Here is a 15,637-nt window from a genome sequence, read left to right as displayed (position 1 = left end):
ATATCATTCTATAGCATTTTTCAGAAATGGGTACTTTTTCCCCCCAAGCAAGATATAGCTCCGCCCTTTCGGTTACATCCTCACTGGATGATAACCAAACGCTACCAACAAATTCTCACTTCAATCACAACAACACTCAGCTTATTTTTTTCAAATTCTCTAACAAATCAGGGTCATTGGAAAGTTCAAGATCAATTTCGTGAATCTGCTCTAAAAGGACTTTAATTTCCGTTTTAATCAGGTCATATTCCCTGATTTTAGTCTTCAAAAACCTTAAGGTCTGGGTCGTCATCTCTTCCAATCCGAATGGCGTTAGATGGTACATATACGCTGATTTGTTTGTGGATTTTTTAAATCTTTTGACCTTGATTATTCCCTTTTGGGCAAGCTCTGAAATGCAATAATTTATTTTCCCAAGACTAATCCCCATTTTTTTGGGTCATTTCTCTTTGGGTCAGTCGGGACTCTTTATGCAAAAGCTTAAGCAACCTCAATCTGATCTCGTCATCAAAAACGATGTTCATGGGTTGAACTTATATTTAATAACACCAAAAAGGTCAAGGCGAAAGCATATTTTTTGTATTATTTGACACTGCACAACGACGGCCTAACATAAAATTGTCCCGAGCTGGTTAATTCTCAAATTCTGATCAAGGCATGGTTTTGAATAACGCTGAATAGGTGTTGGCAAAATCTGGCACCATAAACAAAAAAATAGGCGCTATTAAAAGATAATAACACCTATAAAAAATCGGAACTATAAATAATGTTGCTACCCGGTAAAAATCACTGTGACCTGGGCACGCCTTTCGAAGGATTTTTGCTGGGAAGACTCTTTGGCGGCAAACCTGTATTCACCCGTGGTTTCAATTTTAAAAATAGAGGGCTTAAGGCCCTGATTCACAAGTTGATGGACAATATTGGCAGCCCTTGCAGCCCCCAGTTCAAAATTGGAGGGGTATTGGTTGGAACTTATGGGGACGGTATCGGCATAACCGTTCACCAAGACCTTGACATCATAGGGTTTTAAAAAGGAAGCCAGTTTTTTTAAAAAAGGCTGGTACTCTTTGGCCACCGTTGCACTTCCGGATGAAAAAAGAATGGGGAGAGTGGTTTCGATTCGAAGGCAGGTATCATCCCCATTTACCACCACCCAGTCATCAAGATCTGCTCGTTTAACTGCGGCCTCGATCTTAAATCTTTTAATTGTATTGGATTGGATCGCAACGGGTTTGGGGAGACTCTTTTTTTTTAAAACTGCCGGAGAACTTTTCTCGGCGACTATTGTTTTGGCGACTATTGCTTGGGCGACTTCGGCTTTGGTTGTTTTTTCTTTGGCTTCTATTTTTTGGCTGCCAATTATGGCGGCCAGGGTTTGAGTCCGTTCCGTTTTCATTCTTAAATCATAGGATTTCGAATAAATGGAAGAAAGGTTTTCCAACCTGGTTTTTTCTTTGAGCAGTATTTTAATTTTTTCTTCTTTGGCGGTGACCGAGGCCACGAGATCCTGGGGTGGTTTTTGTCCGGCATCCTTGAGTCGGTTAATTTTTAGTATCAGCCAGTCTATGTCCTTTTCAATCTCTGTTACCTGGGTACCCAAAACCATAATCTTGGTTTTGTATTCTTCCAGAAGAAATTCCAATTCCAGGGTCGAATAGCTATCTGTAGAGATAAGTTTTTCTTCATGAAACCCCGCTGTTAAAGGTTGAGAGAAAAAAAGGCCTGCCACCAAGGACAACGCCAAAAACATAACAAACACCCGGAACCTGATATTTGACCATACCCTTCTCATAACACCCTCCAGAACAAAATTTCAGGGTAATAAAACCCATTTTAACCGCTATCTTAATTTATTCAGCCGTCCTTCCTTGGGAAGGGCTCACCTAGTGGTAGAATCAGAAGATGTAATAGAATTGCGTGACGTCAGAACCGGTTGAACATTTTCACCGATCCCCACGGGCCACCAGACCATTCCGTCTTTGGAGAAATTAATCCTCAACCGCAGTCTGGCATTTGTAATGCCGTATTCTCCCTGGGTGATTTCCATGACTTCGGTTCCCCGCAGCCAGGACTGGGTATGAATTTGAATCTCGTCATGATTCACGGTTCCCCTGCCGGCCTTCATAAAAGCGTCCACATAGACACCCCGGACTTTTTCCACAAGCTGACGGTAACCATCTGCCACAGCTGCCCGTTCAGCCATCAAAACCGCTTCCCCCTTGGTAAGGGCATTTTCAGGTTCAAGCCCTTTGCCGGTGACATAAAAACTCACAACCTTGTGGTTATCGGCACTGCCCCCTGGAGCCCCCAGAACCCCGCCGGGATTGCTGGCGGTTGAATTGGAGGTTGTTGAACATCCGTAAAAAGACAAGACCAAAAGACCTGCAAACAGCAACACAATTTTTTTCATTTTTTTCTTCCTCTGCTTTCCTAATTAACCGAGATACAAAAACCGGTCCCCTTTTAACATTGCTTCCAGACAAAATTATATGATAAACAGAGAATCGTCAAGAATTGCTGTTAACTTTAATTTGGGATTACCTGAACACCATTGTCAACAAACATACAAAATCCATGCCTTTCTTTTTAAAAAAAATATCATATTTTATGCCTGTGATAATGTTCCTGTGTCTGACAGTGGGGATTCATGCCTGGGCAAAGGCATCTGAAGGGATTGACCATTATTATGTCCGGTATGATTTTAAGTCAAGCAAGAACCAAATAACAGATGCGCGGCTCACCATGGTACCAGCGGAAAATGAGTTCAGGGCGGAAAATTTTTCACTTTCACAGATTTCAGGTGTCATTTCTTCCCATGGCCAGGAATCCAAACAGGCCATTGAAAAACGGGTAAAAGAAAGTGCCCTGAAACACGTCCTGGAAAACAAAGGATTAAAGTCCGTTAAAACCCATAATCATGACACCATTGTCAGCTATGAAGGCGTGGTTATAACGCCAATGGATATTTCGATTCTGGCCTATGATGATGATCGGGGAGGATATGGGTATAGGGCTCGAATTCAATTTTCCCCCATTGCATTTCCCGATCAATGGGAAGGCCTTAAATTCAAACACAAGCTAAAAGAATTTTTCCATGATTTTTTTATGTTATTCAAATAGAGATATCATTCACGGTCTAAATTTAAATGAATTTTAATCGCAGTATCCACATTTTTCAGCAGTTCACTGTTCAGTCGTCCAATTGGTTTTATCAATCTTAGTTTATCCAAGGTCCTAATCTGATCAGCTTTTCCCTTAGCGTCTTTTTGCAACTTACTGGTTTCCTTGGGAAGATAAATTTCAAAAGGGTAAATTTTTTTAAGGTTCTTTGAAGTAACCGGTATTATAGTCACAGTTCCTGAATATTTATTACCTACATCATTGGATACAACAATTACAGGCCTGGTTTTTGCTATTTCATGACCGATCACAGGATCAAGTGCTGCCAGAAATATTTCTCCCCGTTTAATATTCATCCCAGTTCTCTATATCAATGGCTTCAAATTCTTTTGTTATTTCCAATCCTTCATTTTTTGTTGCCAGATACCCTTCTGCAAGAGATGCTTCTATCTTTTTGTCTTTCAGCTGTCTGATCCGCAATTTTATAGCTTCAGCAATAAACTGGCTTCTTTTACGGGGGGCGGCGAACTGATTCAATTCTTCGGTTATGGAAGAAGGAAGTGTAATGTTTAATCTGACCATTTCAGTGCTCATAATATTCTCCTTAAGGTTTTATAAGCATTATAATACACCCGGCAAAACACATTGTCAAACACACACCAGGCAAAATCACGCCCAAAACTGTTGGTTACAAGATATCGCAAGGGTCAAACCCTGCCATTGATATTCACCTTTGCCCGATACCCTTTTAACATTGCTTCAAGACAAAACTTTATGATAAATAGAGAATCATCAAAAATTGCTGTTAACTTTAATTTTGGGAAGATCTTAAGTTCAAACACAGGCTAAAAAATTTTCTCCATAATTTTTTTATGTTATTCAAATAAGGACAAGAAACAATGAATAAAACCCAGGCAGAAAAACAAAAAAAAGAGCTGTTCAAAAAGACGCCCCTTGCCTATGACAGTCTTGGAAAACAGGAGCGAGACGCTATTTTTACTTTTGGGGATGGGTACAAAAATTTTTTAAACTCAGCCAAGACAGAAAGGGAGGCAGCAGAGAAAATTGTGGCCCTGGCAAAGGACAGGGGATTTGTTGATATTGATGCATTTTTGGCTAAAAAGAAAACCAAATCAATCCCCCAAAAGGTGTTCCGGCTTTTCAAGGACAAAACCGTTGCCATGGCTGTATTGGGTAAAGAAAAGATTTCTGCCGGAACCCGTATTATTGCCTCCCATATTGACTCCCCCCGGCTGGATTTAAAACAAAACCCGATTTATGAAGATTTAAGTATGGCACTAATGAAGACCCATTATTACGGGGGCATTCGAAAATATCACTGGCTGGCTATTCCCCTGGCTCTCCATGGCAGCATTGTTAAAGCCAATGGAGAGAAGATGGATATCATTATTGGGGAAGCAGCGGATGATCCGGTGTTCACAGTAAGTGATCTTCTGCCCCACCTGGCCGGAAAACTCCAGGGAGATAAAAAAATATCAGACGTCTTTGTAGGAGAGAAGCTGAACCTTGTTGCCGGCAGTCTCCCCCTTGGCAATGACAGTGTTAAAGAACGCTTTAAGCTGGGAATCTTACAATTGCTCCATGAACAATACGGTATTGTTGAAGAAGATTTTATCAGTGCGGAAATAGAAGCGGTCCCGGCAGGCGATGCACGGGACATTGGGTTTGACCGTTCCATGATCGGCGCCTATGGCCAGGACGACCGAATCTGTGCCTTCACAAGTCTCTCCGCCTTGTTTGACGCCCCCGCACCTGAACGAACAGCCATTGCCCTTTTCTTTGACAAGGAAGAGATCGGCAGTGAAGGCAGCGGTGGGGCAAAATCCAGTTTTTTGGAAGATTTTGTCTCGGACCTGCTGTTTTTAAACCAGGAGCCAACGGACAGCAGGCATCTGAGAAAAACATTGATCAACTCCCAATGCCTGTCTGCAGATGTAAATGCTGCCATGGACCCGGATTTTAAGGAGGTGCATGAAAAAAACAATGCCCCCCTCTTAGGATTTGGCATCTGCCTGACAAAATTTACAGGGGTTGGCGGCAAATCAGGATCAAATGACGCCAGCGCCGAATTTGTGGGCCGTATCAGAACCCTGTTCAATGAAAATAAAATTACCTGGCAGACAGGGGAACTGGGAAAGATCGATGAAGGCGGCGGCGGCACGGTGGCAAAGTTTCTGGCCCAGTTCGGTATGGATGTCCTGGATTGCGGGCCTGCCATTTTATCCATGCATTCTCCCTTTGAAGTGGCCGGTAAAACCGATGTGTATATGACATATAAAGGGTATAGGGCATTCTACAATAGCCCAGGCAAATAGCTTTCCATGAACTATAAAATTTTTAAATTTATTTTTTTCCATATCTCATATAAAAAACAGATAGTTGCCTGGATCAGACCCGCTCCTATTTCAGTATTTCTTGGTCCAAAATGATAAAATTGATCTGTATATGGCTCACGATATCATCATAAGGTCCATATACGGACCAATTTTTTCTTGACCAAATAGTTAGAATAAATTAATTTTGTTTCACAGAAAGATCATTAAACTGCCTTATGGTCTATATACAAATCAAAGGAAAAATGATGCCAAAGTCCATCACACGGACCTATTCACACTATAGCCGCGATGCGACGGCCTTGCTCGGTGCGTTGATCCGGGAAGCGCGTAATGAGCGCAAGCTCACTGCTCAGGAATTGGCAGATCGTGCTGGTATTTCCAGAGGACTGCTGCAACGTATCGAAAAAGGCAATCTCAAATGTGAAATCGGAGCCGTGTTTGAAGTGGCAACCATTGTTGGTATCAAACTATTTGATGCCAAAGAAAGCGCTCTGACGAAATACCTGCGTCAAACCAAGGAAAAGATAGCGCTCCTGCCAAAATCTGTTCGCAAAAAAACCAAACCGGTGCGCGATGACTTCTAAAACAGAAAAAGAAGCCTTTGTCTGGATATGGCTGCCGGGCGAAACCGAGCCTGTTGTGGCCGGCCGGCTTGAAGCGGATAACGGCAATATCCTGTTCAACTATGGTAAAAGCTACCTGAATCGTGTCGGTGACAACAAGCCTGCAATTGCAATTTATGAACCTGAATTGCCGCTAAAGGCTGGGATTCTTCCCTTGCCGGAGGGCTTGACCATGCCCGGCTGTATCAGGGATGCCGCGCCGGATGCCTGGGGCCGGCGTGTGATTATCAACAAAAAGTTAGGGTTTAAAGGCGTCGGCACTGATACAGCCGAGCTGGATGAATTGACCTACCTGCTGGAATCTGGCTCGGACCGGATCGGTGCGCTCGATTTTCAACAATCCCCAACAGAATACGTGCCACGTACCGCAAATAATGTCAGCATGGAAGAGTTGATTGAATCTGCAAAACGAGTCGAAGAAGGCGTGCCCCTCACACCGGAGTTGGATCAGGCGTTGTTCCATGGCAGCTCTATTGGCGGCGCTCGCCCCAAAGCCTTAATTCAAAACCACGGCAAAAAATACGTGGCCAAGTTTTCATCCAGCACAGATCTGTACAGCGTCGTTAAAGCTGAATTCATCGCCATGCGATTGGCTGAATTGGCCGGGCTGGATGTTGCACCAGTAAAGCTTGCCAAAGCAGCTAACAAAGACGTACTTTTAATCGAGCGTTTTGACCGCGTGTCAAAAGGTAACAAGTGGACACGAAAGGCTATGGTCTCTGCTCTAACCCTGTTTTGCTTGGATGACATGATGGCTCGGTACGCCAGTTATGAAACGTTATCCGAAATTATCCGCCACCATTTTACCAATCCGAAGCATACACTAAAAGAACTGTTCTCTCGGCTCGTCTTCAATATTCTATGCGGCAATACCGATGACCATGCGCGTAATCATGCGGCGTTCTGGGACGGTAAAGCGCTGACCCTGACACCCGCTTATGACATTTGTCCGCAAGGCCGTACAGGGAATGAGGCTTCACAGGGAATGCTCATATGTGGCGACAACAATCTGAGCCGACTCAAAACGTGCCGTGAGACCGCGCATAATTTCCTTCTTTCGGAGGAAGAAGCCCACGAAACATTCGGTAACCTGACTGCCGCAATCGAACAGAATTGGGACGCCGTCTGTGAAGAAGCTGAGCTGAATGAAGTGGATAAAAAACTTCTTTGGAGGCGTCAGTTTCTAAACCCCTATTCGGTTGAGCAATAGGCATTATATAAGGACAAAAACGATGTGTATATTACATAAAGGGTATCGGGCATTCTTCAATAGCCCGGGCAAATAACACTCTATGAACCATAAAATTTTTAAATTTATTTTTTTCCTGGGCATGATAGGGATTGTTCTTACCCTGCCGGCAGCAGCCAAGGCCAATGCCATGGGAAAAAAAGCAGGGGTTATACTGGCCGATGACCAGGGGAAAATTTTATATTCCCAAAACAAAGACACCCCCTTCCCCCCGGCTTCCATTTTAAAAATCCTTACCAGCCTTGCCGCTGTGGATTATTTTGGCATGGATCACCGGTTTAAAACCCTGTATGCCTATGACAAGGGGTCTAAAGATTTGTATATCAAAGGATTTGGAGATCCCCTGTTTATTTCAGAAGTGATTCAGGATCTGTGCGAACAAATTTTGGCCAAGACAAATGTCAAAACCATTAATAATATTATCCTGGACCTTTCCTTTTTTCATCCGGATATCCACATCCCGGGGACAGGCGACTCTTTAAACCCATATGATGCCACAAGCGGCGCCCTGTGTGCAAATTTTAATACCGTGTCATTCAAATGGAGCCCCCTTTACAAAGGATATGTCAGCGCAGAACCCCAGACCCCCCTGCTCCCTGAATTCTTAGAGGAGATCAAATCCTCGGGCCAACGACAGGGGAGAATTTTACTTGCCCCCAAGCAGCGAAACGATTATCCGGGTCTGCTGATCAAATTTTTCCTTAAAAAAAGGGGAGTGCCTGTCACCGGCATGGTTAGTCAGGGAGGTTTTGATCCGGCAGATGGACAGACGTTTTCCTTTGAGTCTCCGTTTAACCTGGAAGAGCTCCTTCAAAAACTTTTGAAATATTCGAATAATTTTATGGCAAACCAACTGATTTTGGCCATGGGAGCAGACAAAGAAGGACCTCCTGCCACACTTGCAAAGGGTGTTAGCGTTCTTAAAGCATTTAGCTGGGAAAAATTAGGGCTGACACAATTAACCCTTGCAGAGGGATCAGGCATTTCAAGGAAGAACAGGGTTTCACCCCAGCAAATGCTCAAGATTCTAATGGCATTTATGCCCTTTCATGATCTCTTAAACCTCAAAGGAGTGGAATACTATAAAACCGGTACCTTGTCCGATGTCAGATGCCGGGCCGGTTTTATTCTGGGAAAAGACAAAAGGCTCTACCCCTTTGTCATCATGGTCAATGAAAAAAACAAAGGATATGATTCCATTCACCGGGACTTGCTCCGTCGGGTCAACATAATCACAAAAGGCAACTGACTTCTGTCTTCAGCAAAAGCTGAGAATTCCATGAATAGAATCGTACTTGATGCCGAAAAAAGATAGGAGATCTTTTATTTGTAACTGTCTTTTCGAGGTAAGATTCTACCAATTTCAATTGTATTTTCCAATACATCAAATAAGATTCTGTAATCTCCAATTCTACGACGATATGCAGGTTCAAAGTTCGTTAATTAATGGCACTTTTGCGAATATTAATTTTCATTTTCCAGATACGCATTAAAGGGAATAGATTTCTCTTTTCTTGTGGCTTTTAATAATTTTAAATCATCTATATCTTCTTTTGAAATAATTTCTAAACCATCATTTTTTAAATGCTCTAAAAACCACATGACTTTATCAACTAATTGTTTATTGTTAATGTTTATTGTTATTGAATGCATTATAAATCTCCTGTGTATGTGTCTCAAGTTATAATATTTTCAATATAATCATATCTTAGATTTATTTTATTCACAATTGGAATTGTTTATCGACCTTGAATTTTCATCAACTCAGCCTCATAACTTTTTTCTGATAAAAACCTGTTTGCCTTCTTTCCTCTCAGAGCAACCTTTTTATCGTTTTTTATTTCCCGGTTACCCCCATCTTCAGCACAAGTTTATGGCTTGCCACATTCAGGACATATTGGCGTTTCAGGGAAGATAACGTTTTCTTTTTCCACCCGTCTAAAGGAATTTTTTGAGCTCTGTAGAAAAGATCATTCACCCATTCTGACCCTATATCTTACAATATCCACTGGCCTATGAAACTTCTCCTCATTCATTTCCAAAAAGTTCCGCAAGGTCCGTATTATTTCATTCAGTTCCATTATTCATAAGCTCCTGTTCTCAAACACTTCCGGTAAGGGCCTGTTTTAAATCAGCATGGTCAAATGCTGATCTCATAAAATCGATTTCTTGTTTACCTGCGCCAAATCGGGATGCTTCTTTATCCCATTCTCTTACAGCATTACCCACTTTCAATGCAATTTTTCTAGCAGCAGAAAGGGTAAGCCCAAAATATTCAATTACTTCATATGCAAGATCTAATGAGGCTGTGCCATTATTCAAGTCAATATTGGTATGCAAGATTCTTGCTTTGACGTGATCTGGAGTTGGCTCCAAATCATATAAGGGAGATAAGCGCCAACCGGAAGGGCCTTCGTAAAGAAACCCGTGGTTCCTCAAATGATCATCCACATTGGATATCATGATGTTAAAAACGATACGACGCCATAAATCTATTAAATCTTCGCTGGTCCTTGCCCCATATTCCTGAAGCACGTTACCAATCTCAATATAACTTTTCCGATCTCCATCTGAAGCGCCAAGCATGCTCATTGCCGATAAAAACGGAATCCTGACATGCTCTCCTTTGCGGTCAAAACGGCCCAACAGCAACACATTTTTCCCTAGAATTTTTTCAAGTCGAAAATATGGAACAGAAATGCCCGCTCTTTGTGCCATTCGTAGAGATAAAAACTCCCATAGCTCTACATCCCACTCATCTTTGGGGCTGGGAAATTTGGCTATCAATAGATTTGAATTGGTATCGGAAACCATGGCTTTTGGCCTTGCCCCCCCTAAAGACGAGCCGGGTTCAAAAATATCTCGAATATCCTGGTCTATTTCTTTATGCGCCATTATTCGATCTGAAGCATTCAACAATTTCCCAAGCATTATGAGTGGGGGGATGTGTGCATCCGTGCACGAGGCCAAAAAAGGACCGTCTTTATTGGTTGAAAACCGCAAAGCACCCTGCCGGGTCCTATCATCAACCATGAGCAAATAATCTGATTCCTTTAGATTACGCGCCTTATTGTTTTCTAATTTGGCTCTTCTGGCCTCCATGCGGTTCATTAAAGTTCTTCCCCACCTATCAGGCGAAGAGTCACTGATAGACCCAAAAAGGGCTTTGGAAGTATGAAAAGCGCCTTCTCCCACTATCAAAGCAGGCTCAAGAGGAAAACAAACAGGAGTAGATTTCCATTCTCTTGCATATTCAAAAGAGGCACTTTCACGCCCATGACGATCATGCAGCCACAACCGCCCGACAAAATACATTTTCCCTGCAAGATCAATATGTACAAATATATTTTCAGGCATACTATTCCTATAATTTAATATCCCGGGCGCGAAGCGGGATTCTTTTTTCATCAAGCATTTGGCCCATTATATCCTTTTCTATATCAGCCAGATTTGTCCAAGCCACACCTAATCCGATGGCAAAAATTACAGATGCATAATTTCCAATACCGACTCCGGAATCACCTTTTTGTATTTTTGACAGCGTCTCCCGGCTTATTCCAGCCCGATCAGCGACTACACTCATCTTCAACCCCCGCCTAAGTCGCGCTTTTTTAAGATCTGATCCCAATTTTTTTAGCCCGCTACTGACGGGTATAAGCAATTTTCTCTTCATAATCAATGCCCATAATAATAGTATTTGTTAGGCTTAATGACAAGTATTATAGTCTTTAAAGAAATTAATATCAAGAGAAACAGCGCCACGATCGAATGGATTTAAATTTGAACCACAATAACCGTGTTCAATTTGCTGTCATTCAGCAGATCCGTTTGAGCTTTGCCGAAAAGATCAGATTCTTTTTTTAGGTTTAAATGCCCAGCCCTGGATAGCTACGCCTTGTACCAATGAAGCATTATCCTCGTTGATGAATTATTTAGGACATGGTATGCTAATATTTATAATAACAATATATAAAGTGACTCAATATGCCAACAATTTTACAAATAGTTGGATGGCGATTATTTTTCTATTTGAATATCTTGAAGAGGCATGGAATGAATTTCAAAGGAGAAAACAACAAAATGACTAAATATCATCATGTAAAAGATTTAAGGTTTACAAAAAAACATTTGATAATCGAAATTGACGAAAAAGAGAAAACCTTTAATTTAAATGAAATTTCAAAAGCATTAAAAAATGCATCAGAGGTAGAAAAAACAACCTACACAGTATCCCCGTCAGGATATGGCATACATTGGCCTTTGCTAGATGAAGATATTTCTATTGATGGGTTATTGGGAAATGTTCACAAACCTGAAAGTTTACCCTTACGGGCATAACAAAAACAAAGGTTTGCCCTCCCAATAAACGAATTTTTATGGCTTCAGCAATAAACTGGCTTCTTTTACGCGGGGCTGCAAATTTATTTAGTTCTTCGGTTACGAAAGAAGGAAGTGTGATGTTTAATCTGACCATTTCTGTGCTCATAATATTCCCCCTTAAGTTATTATAACCATATTAATACACACAACAAAACGCATTGTCAAACGCACTCCAAGTCCCCACTTATTTTTTTTATCCTGTAGCGTATGGTAAAACTGCGATCAAGAGATATCCATAATCAGTTTCATGCCTTTGCAAACTTCGGCAATTCTTTCTTTCGTAAGACTGCCGATCATTTCTTTAAGGCTGAGTTTATCCACCGTTTTTATTTGTATCATATTCACCACCGACCTTTTGGGAAGGTTTGCTTCTCCTTTCCGAAGCACCACATTGCCCGGCAGTTCACCAAATTTCAAAGTCGAGGTAATTGCCACCACAATAACCGTGTTCAATTTGCTGTCATTTAACAGGTCATTTTGAACCACAAGTCCAGGACGTCTGCCCATCGGTTCAGAACCTTTTGCCGGTGAAAAATCCACCCAATAAACAGACCCCTTCCTGATTACCATTCTTGCCCCTCGTCAGACCCCACCCCATCAAACCATGCGACACAGTTACGTTGTTCTTTTCTTATTAATTCATCTGAAAAAGCATTGTCATAAGCATCCTTGATAAATTGATCTCTTTCCGCCATAAGTTTTTCTCTGAGCATAATAGAGATGAGTTTACTTCTGGATAGACCCCTTTTCTTACTGATGTTATCAATCATCGTTACTAATTCTTTTGGAATGGTAATAGCAACCTTTTGAGTATGCATGTTTTGGATACCTCCTTTGTATGATAATATATGAATACCATTAGGGCCCTTATCTGTCAACAGAACACCGCAGGGATATATAGGAAATCATTACAGGACTGATCCGTCACGGTAGTCGGTTGTTTGTAGTTGAAAGGGACTGGATTTGTAAAAAAAATGGTTTTTGGTGCCTACCGCCAGGTCCGATATTGATAAAATGTCATTATCAGCATATATTATCTTCAGGTTTTCGAGAAAAACATATCATCTCTAAATGAAAGGACATCATTATGCTTGTAACTATTGATAAAAGAGGCAGTATCAATTTACCCGCTTTTATAAGAAAAGAAATTGGGATTAAACCCGGTAGCCATCTTGAACTTTCAGTGGAAGCTGGTGGTGCAATAACCCTTTACCCTGTTGCAATTTATCGGGCGATAAAATTAAATGATTCCGGTTTATTAAAGATAAAAGAAGCAAGGGACTCTGAAACAGAAAAATTTCCAGATTGGTTCATGGAGGAAATTAAAAATGCCAGAATTGATTCCGAATAAAAAATTCATATCTGATTTGGAAAAATTCAAATATCAAACCGACCTGCGGAAAAAAAATTGCTAAAACCGTCAAATTTCTCAAAGAAAACCCCTATCATCCCGATCTGAAAATTGAGCGAATTACCAATGATCCCACTGCCTGGTCTGCTCGTGTCGACAGAAAATATAGAATTTCATTTGAGCCAATGGCTTTTTTGGCAAGCGGTTCTCCAGACTGATCGTGCCAACTCAAGCTCTTGCGTATTCTTGACCATGATGATCTTTATAAAACACCCAGATAGGATTATTTTTCAATATCTTGAACGTATCAAAAAATTATTTCGGGGTTGTTCCGCCCTGAATATAGGCGTAGGCACTGTGGTTGTGGATGGATTCAAAATTTTCAACACTCACTGAAAACCAGGTAATGTTTTCATCCTCCATCAGGGCCTTTGCCACATCCCTTGCAATATCTTCCACAAACTTGGGATTGTTGTAGGCTTTTTCCGTCACAAATTTTTCATCTTCTCTTTTGAGAACGGAAAAGATATCACAGGAGCCGGAACGTTCAACGATGTCCACAATATTTTCAATCCAGATGAGTTTTTTAAACCGGGTATTAACCAGCACCTCGCCCCGCTGGTTGTGAGCACCGCCATCACTGATCTCCTTTGAGCAGGGGCAAACAGATGTGACGGGTACCGCCACCTTTAACACAAGGTCGGTATTGTTATTGACATCCGAGGAGCCGAATATGGAACAGGTATAGTCCATGAACCCTTTGGCACCAACGCAGGGAGACTTTTTTTCAATAAAATAAGGAAAGGTGATTTCAATGTGGGAGGATTCAGCCCCTAAAATTTTTTTCATATCCCCAAGGATCGTTGTTAAAGACTCGAGGGAAACCTGGGTTCTGGATAAATGCAAAATTTCCACAAAGCGACTCATATGGGTGCCCTTGAACTGGTGGGGCAGATCCACATACATACAAATCTCAGCCACTGTGGATTGAATCCCCTTTGTTTTGTCCATGACCTTTATGGGGTATTTAAGCCCCTTAATACCCACTTTATCAATGGGAATCTTTCTAAAATCGGGTTCATTCTGGGTGTCAATCATTTTGAATCTCTAAAAGATAGTCAGATGCAACATTACCCATTGCCCTGAATATATTGCCCTTTATATGGTTATTTTGTTTATACAAACCTTCAAGCATCTGCCGGATCTCCCCTCTTTTTGTACTGTTTGCACTGGGACAATTGTTGATAAATTCAGGGAAACCATATTTTTTTGCAAATGCAACAATATCTCGTTTTTCAACATATGCCAACGGCCTTATTATATCAAGCTCACCGTTAAAAAAAGATTGCCTGGGTTTCATGGTGCCGATCTTTCCAGCATAAAACATATTGATAAAAAGGGTTTCAATAATGTCATCTTTAGTGTGCCCCAGGGCAATTTTTTTACAGCCCGTTTCTCGTGCAATTTTAAACAAGCGGTTTCTTCTGAGCCTTGCACATAAAAAACAGGGATTTTCCCTGTTTTCCTTTGCGTGTGCCCGAACCCCAAAATCTGTGCTTTCAACCCGCAGGGGATAAAAATTTGTCCCCACATGGTCTTCAAGTTCTTTGACAAAAGAACCTTCAAACCCCGGGTCCACATGGACAGGAATAATATCAAATTTTACGGGGGCTCTGGTTTGCAGAGAAAACAAGACCTGCAAAAGTGTCTGACTGTCTTTACCGCCGGAAAGCCCGACAAGAATCTTGTCTTTATCTGCAATCATGTCCCAGTCAGCGATGGCCTTGCCCACAGCATGGCGTACTCTTTTTTCAACGGATTTCAACCGCTTCTATTTCTTTTCCGGGTCTTCTTTTCGTTTGGCGATAACCCGACCTGCGGCAATCTCTCTTAAAACACTGACAACATCTCCATTGTTTGATGATTTCACCAGCAGTTCGGCACCCTCCCGGACCTGGCGAACCCGTTTGGCAGCCAGATGAACAAGGGTAAATCTATTATCAACATTTTTTAAACAATCTTCTATGGTTACTCTTGCCAAAATATTTTCCTCCAAATTTATCTAAAGAATATCGATTATCTCATATACTCTTTTTCCGCCCGGGGCTTGCAAAACAGCCTCATCCCCGGGAACTTTTCCAATTAATGCACTGCCAAGCGGAGAGGATACAGAAATTTTACCATTCCGAATATCCGCTTCATCAGCACCAACGATCATGTATTCAACTTCTTCTTCGGAGTCGAGATTCACAACCAAAACCCGGGTTGCAAATCGGACCACATCCTTGCCAACACTGGCCGGATCTATAACTTTTGCATTGCCCAGTTTATAACCAATTTCTCCGATACGGCCTTCAATAAAAGACTGTCTCTCCTTGGCAGCATGGTATTCGGCATTTTCCGAAAGATCACCATGGGCCCTGGCCGTTTCAATGGCTTTAATGTTTTCAGGCCGCTCAATTGTTTTCAACCGTTCCAAATCTTTTTTTAAGGCCTCATAGCCTTCTGTTGTTATGGGTATTTGCTCCAAAATTACAATTCACTCCGTTTATAGAAA

Annotated in this window: 21 protein-coding genes; 7 read left to right on the top strand and 14 right to left on the bottom strand. The window is 41.6% G+C overall.

The window, feature by feature from the left end:
- Positions 1-136 precede the first annotated feature (136 nt).
- The 3 genes from ACZ45G_RS09090 to ACZ45G_RS09080 form a co-directional block, all read right to left on the bottom strand.
- Positions 137-430 carry a MarR family EPS-associated transcriptional regulator gene (locus ACZ45G_RS09090; RefSeq protein WP_464177232.1) on the bottom strand — a complete coding sequence of 98 codons (294 nt, stop codon included), beginning with the start codon at positions 428-430 and terminating at the stop codon, positions 137-139.
- Between the two features lie 342 nt (positions 431-772).
- Positions 773-1,792 (bottom strand): OmpA/MotB family protein, encoded by a 1,020-nt coding sequence (locus ACZ45G_RS09085; RefSeq protein ID WP_464177230.1) that lies wholly within the window; start codon positions 1,790-1,792, stop codon positions 773-775.
- An 87-nt stretch (positions 1,793-1,879) separates the two neighbouring features.
- Positions 1,880-2,410, bottom strand: a complete 531-nt coding sequence (locus tag ACZ45G_RS09080; RefSeq protein ID WP_464177227.1) for an LPP20 family lipoprotein — start codon at positions 2,408-2,410, stop codon at positions 1,880-1,882.
- Positions 2,411-2,607: 197 nt separating this feature from the next.
- On the opposite strand from ACZ45G_RS09080, the gene ACZ45G_RS09075 reads away from it, so the two are divergent.
- On the top strand, positions 2,608-3,120 hold the full coding sequence (locus tag ACZ45G_RS09075; RefSeq protein WP_464177225.1) for a hypothetical protein: 513 nt from the start codon (positions 2,608-2,610) through the stop codon (positions 3,118-3,120).
- 5 nt (positions 3,121-3,125) lie between these two features.
- Here ACZ45G_RS09075 and ACZ45G_RS09070 read toward each other — a convergent pair whose 3' ends face one another.
- Positions 3,126-3,476 carry a type II toxin-antitoxin system PemK/MazF family toxin gene (locus ACZ45G_RS09070; RefSeq protein ID WP_464177223.1) on the bottom strand — a complete coding sequence of 117 codons (351 nt, stop codon included), beginning with the start codon at positions 3,474-3,476 and terminating at the stop codon, positions 3,126-3,128.
- Entirely contained in the window at positions 3,466-3,714 is a 249-nt protein-coding gene (locus tag ACZ45G_RS09065) for a hypothetical protein (RefSeq protein ID WP_464177220.1), read from the bottom strand. The genes ACZ45G_RS09070 and ACZ45G_RS09065 overlap by 11 nt, the downstream gene beginning before the upstream one ends.
- Positions 3,715-4,019: 305 nt before the next feature.
- Between ACZ45G_RS09065 and ACZ45G_RS09060 the strand changes: the two genes are divergently transcribed.
- The 4 genes from ACZ45G_RS09060 to ACZ45G_RS09045 all read left to right on the top strand — a co-directional run bounded on the left by ACZ45G_RS09060 (position 4,020) and on the right by ACZ45G_RS09045 (position 8,598).
- Positions 4,020-5,456 (top strand): aminopeptidase, encoded by a 1,437-nt coding sequence (locus ACZ45G_RS09060; RefSeq protein WP_464177218.1) that lies wholly within the window; start codon positions 4,020-4,022, stop codon positions 5,454-5,456.
- Between the two features lie 263 nt (positions 5,457-5,719).
- Positions 5,720-6,061 carry a helix-turn-helix domain-containing protein gene (locus ACZ45G_RS09055; RefSeq protein WP_464177216.1) on the top strand — a complete coding sequence of 114 codons (342 nt, stop codon included), beginning with the start codon at positions 5,720-5,722 and terminating at the stop codon, positions 6,059-6,061.
- On the top strand, positions 6,051-7,310 hold the full coding sequence (locus ACZ45G_RS09050; RefSeq protein WP_464177214.1) for a type II toxin-antitoxin system HipA family toxin: 1,260 nt from the start codon (positions 6,051-6,053) through the stop codon (positions 7,308-7,310). Before ACZ45G_RS09055 ends, ACZ45G_RS09050 begins: the two co-directional genes overlap by 11 nt.
- A gap of 82 nt (positions 7,311-7,392) precedes the next feature.
- On the top strand, positions 7,393-8,598 hold the full coding sequence (locus tag ACZ45G_RS09045) for a D-alanyl-D-alanine carboxypeptidase/D-alanyl-D-alanine-endopeptidase (protein WP_464177211.1): 1,206 nt from the start codon (positions 7,393-7,395) through the stop codon (positions 8,596-8,598).
- A gap of 215 nt (positions 8,599-8,813) precedes the next feature.
- Here the strand turns inward: ACZ45G_RS09045 and ACZ45G_RS09040 are convergent, their stop codons facing one another.
- The 3 genes from ACZ45G_RS09040 to ACZ45G_RS09030 form a co-directional block, all read right to left on the bottom strand.
- Positions 8,814-9,002: a hypothetical protein gene (locus ACZ45G_RS09040; protein WP_464177209.1), complete on the bottom strand. Its 189-nt coding sequence runs from the start codon at positions 9,000-9,002 to the stop codon at positions 8,814-8,816.
- A gap of 447 nt (positions 9,003-9,449) precedes the next feature.
- Positions 9,450-10,706 (bottom strand): type II toxin-antitoxin system HipA family toxin, encoded by a 1,257-nt coding sequence (locus ACZ45G_RS09035; protein WP_464177207.1) that lies wholly within the window; start codon positions 10,704-10,706, stop codon positions 9,450-9,452.
- A gap of 7 nt (positions 10,707-10,713) precedes the next feature.
- The gene (locus ACZ45G_RS09030) at positions 10,714-11,022 is read right to left on the bottom strand and encodes a helix-turn-helix domain-containing protein (RefSeq protein WP_464177204.1); all 309 of its coding nucleotides are present in this window, start codon (positions 11,020-11,022) and stop codon (positions 10,714-10,716) included.
- Between the two features lie 311 nt (positions 11,023-11,333).
- Between ACZ45G_RS09030 and ACZ45G_RS09025 the strand changes: the two genes are divergently transcribed.
- Positions 11,334-11,687 carry a DUF2442 domain-containing protein gene (locus ACZ45G_RS09025; RefSeq protein WP_464177202.1) on the top strand — a complete coding sequence of 118 codons (354 nt, stop codon included), beginning with the start codon at positions 11,334-11,336 and terminating at the stop codon, positions 11,685-11,687.
- 264 nt (positions 11,688-11,951) lie between these two features.
- Here the strand turns inward: ACZ45G_RS09025 and ACZ45G_RS09020 are convergent, their stop codons facing one another.
- Both ACZ45G_RS09020 and ACZ45G_RS09015 read right to left on the bottom strand, forming a co-directional pair.
- Positions 11,952-12,299, bottom strand: a complete 348-nt coding sequence (locus ACZ45G_RS09020; protein WP_464177199.1) for a type II toxin-antitoxin system PemK/MazF family toxin — start codon at positions 12,297-12,299, stop codon at positions 11,952-11,954.
- Entirely contained in the window at positions 12,293-12,547 is a 255-nt protein-coding gene (locus ACZ45G_RS09015; RefSeq protein WP_464177197.1) for a ribbon-helix-helix domain-containing protein, read from the bottom strand. The genes ACZ45G_RS09020 and ACZ45G_RS09015 overlap by 7 nt, the downstream gene beginning before the upstream one ends.
- 269 nt (positions 12,548-12,816) lie before the next feature.
- Here ACZ45G_RS09015 and ACZ45G_RS09010 point away from each other — a divergent pair, with 269 nt between their 5' ends.
- A complete protein-coding gene (locus ACZ45G_RS09010; protein WP_464177195.1) occupies positions 12,817-13,080 on the top strand; it encodes an AbrB/MazE/SpoVT family DNA-binding domain-containing protein in 264 nt (87 codons plus the stop codon).
- 315 nt (positions 13,081-13,395) lie between these two features.
- Here ACZ45G_RS09010 and folE2 read toward each other — a convergent pair whose 3' ends face one another.
- Genes folE2 through greA form a run of 4 tightly spaced genes read right to left on the bottom strand, consistent with a single transcriptional unit; the run spans position 13,396 to position 15,610 of the window.
- Positions 13,396-14,178, bottom strand: coding sequence for a GTP cyclohydrolase FolE2 (gene folE2 / locus ACZ45G_RS09005; RefSeq protein WP_464177192.1), 783 nt, complete (start codon positions 14,176-14,178; stop codon positions 13,396-13,398).
- Positions 14,171-14,905 carry a PP-loop family protein gene (locus tag ACZ45G_RS09000; RefSeq protein WP_464177190.1) on the bottom strand — a complete coding sequence of 245 codons (735 nt, stop codon included), beginning with the start codon at positions 14,903-14,905 and terminating at the stop codon, positions 14,171-14,173. The genes folE2 and ACZ45G_RS09000 overlap by 8 nt, the downstream gene beginning before the upstream one ends.
- Before the next feature lie 6 nt (positions 14,906-14,911).
- Complete coding sequence (gene rpoZ, locus ACZ45G_RS08995; RefSeq protein WP_464177188.1) at positions 14,912-15,121, bottom strand: DNA-directed RNA polymerase subunit omega; 210 nt, start codon at positions 15,119-15,121, stop codon at positions 14,912-14,914.
- 21 nt (positions 15,122-15,142) lie between these two features.
- Positions 15,143-15,610 carry a transcription elongation factor GreA gene (gene greA / locus ACZ45G_RS08990; protein WP_464177185.1) on the bottom strand — a complete coding sequence of 156 codons (468 nt, stop codon included), beginning with the start codon at positions 15,608-15,610 and terminating at the stop codon, positions 15,143-15,145.
- Positions 15,611-15,637: the final 27 nt, after the last annotated feature.

This window comes from Desulfoconvexum algidum (assembly GCF_055382125.1).
The sequence above is the reverse complement of the archived record's forward strand: the minus strand, read 5'-3'. Positions and strand labels throughout refer to the sequence as shown.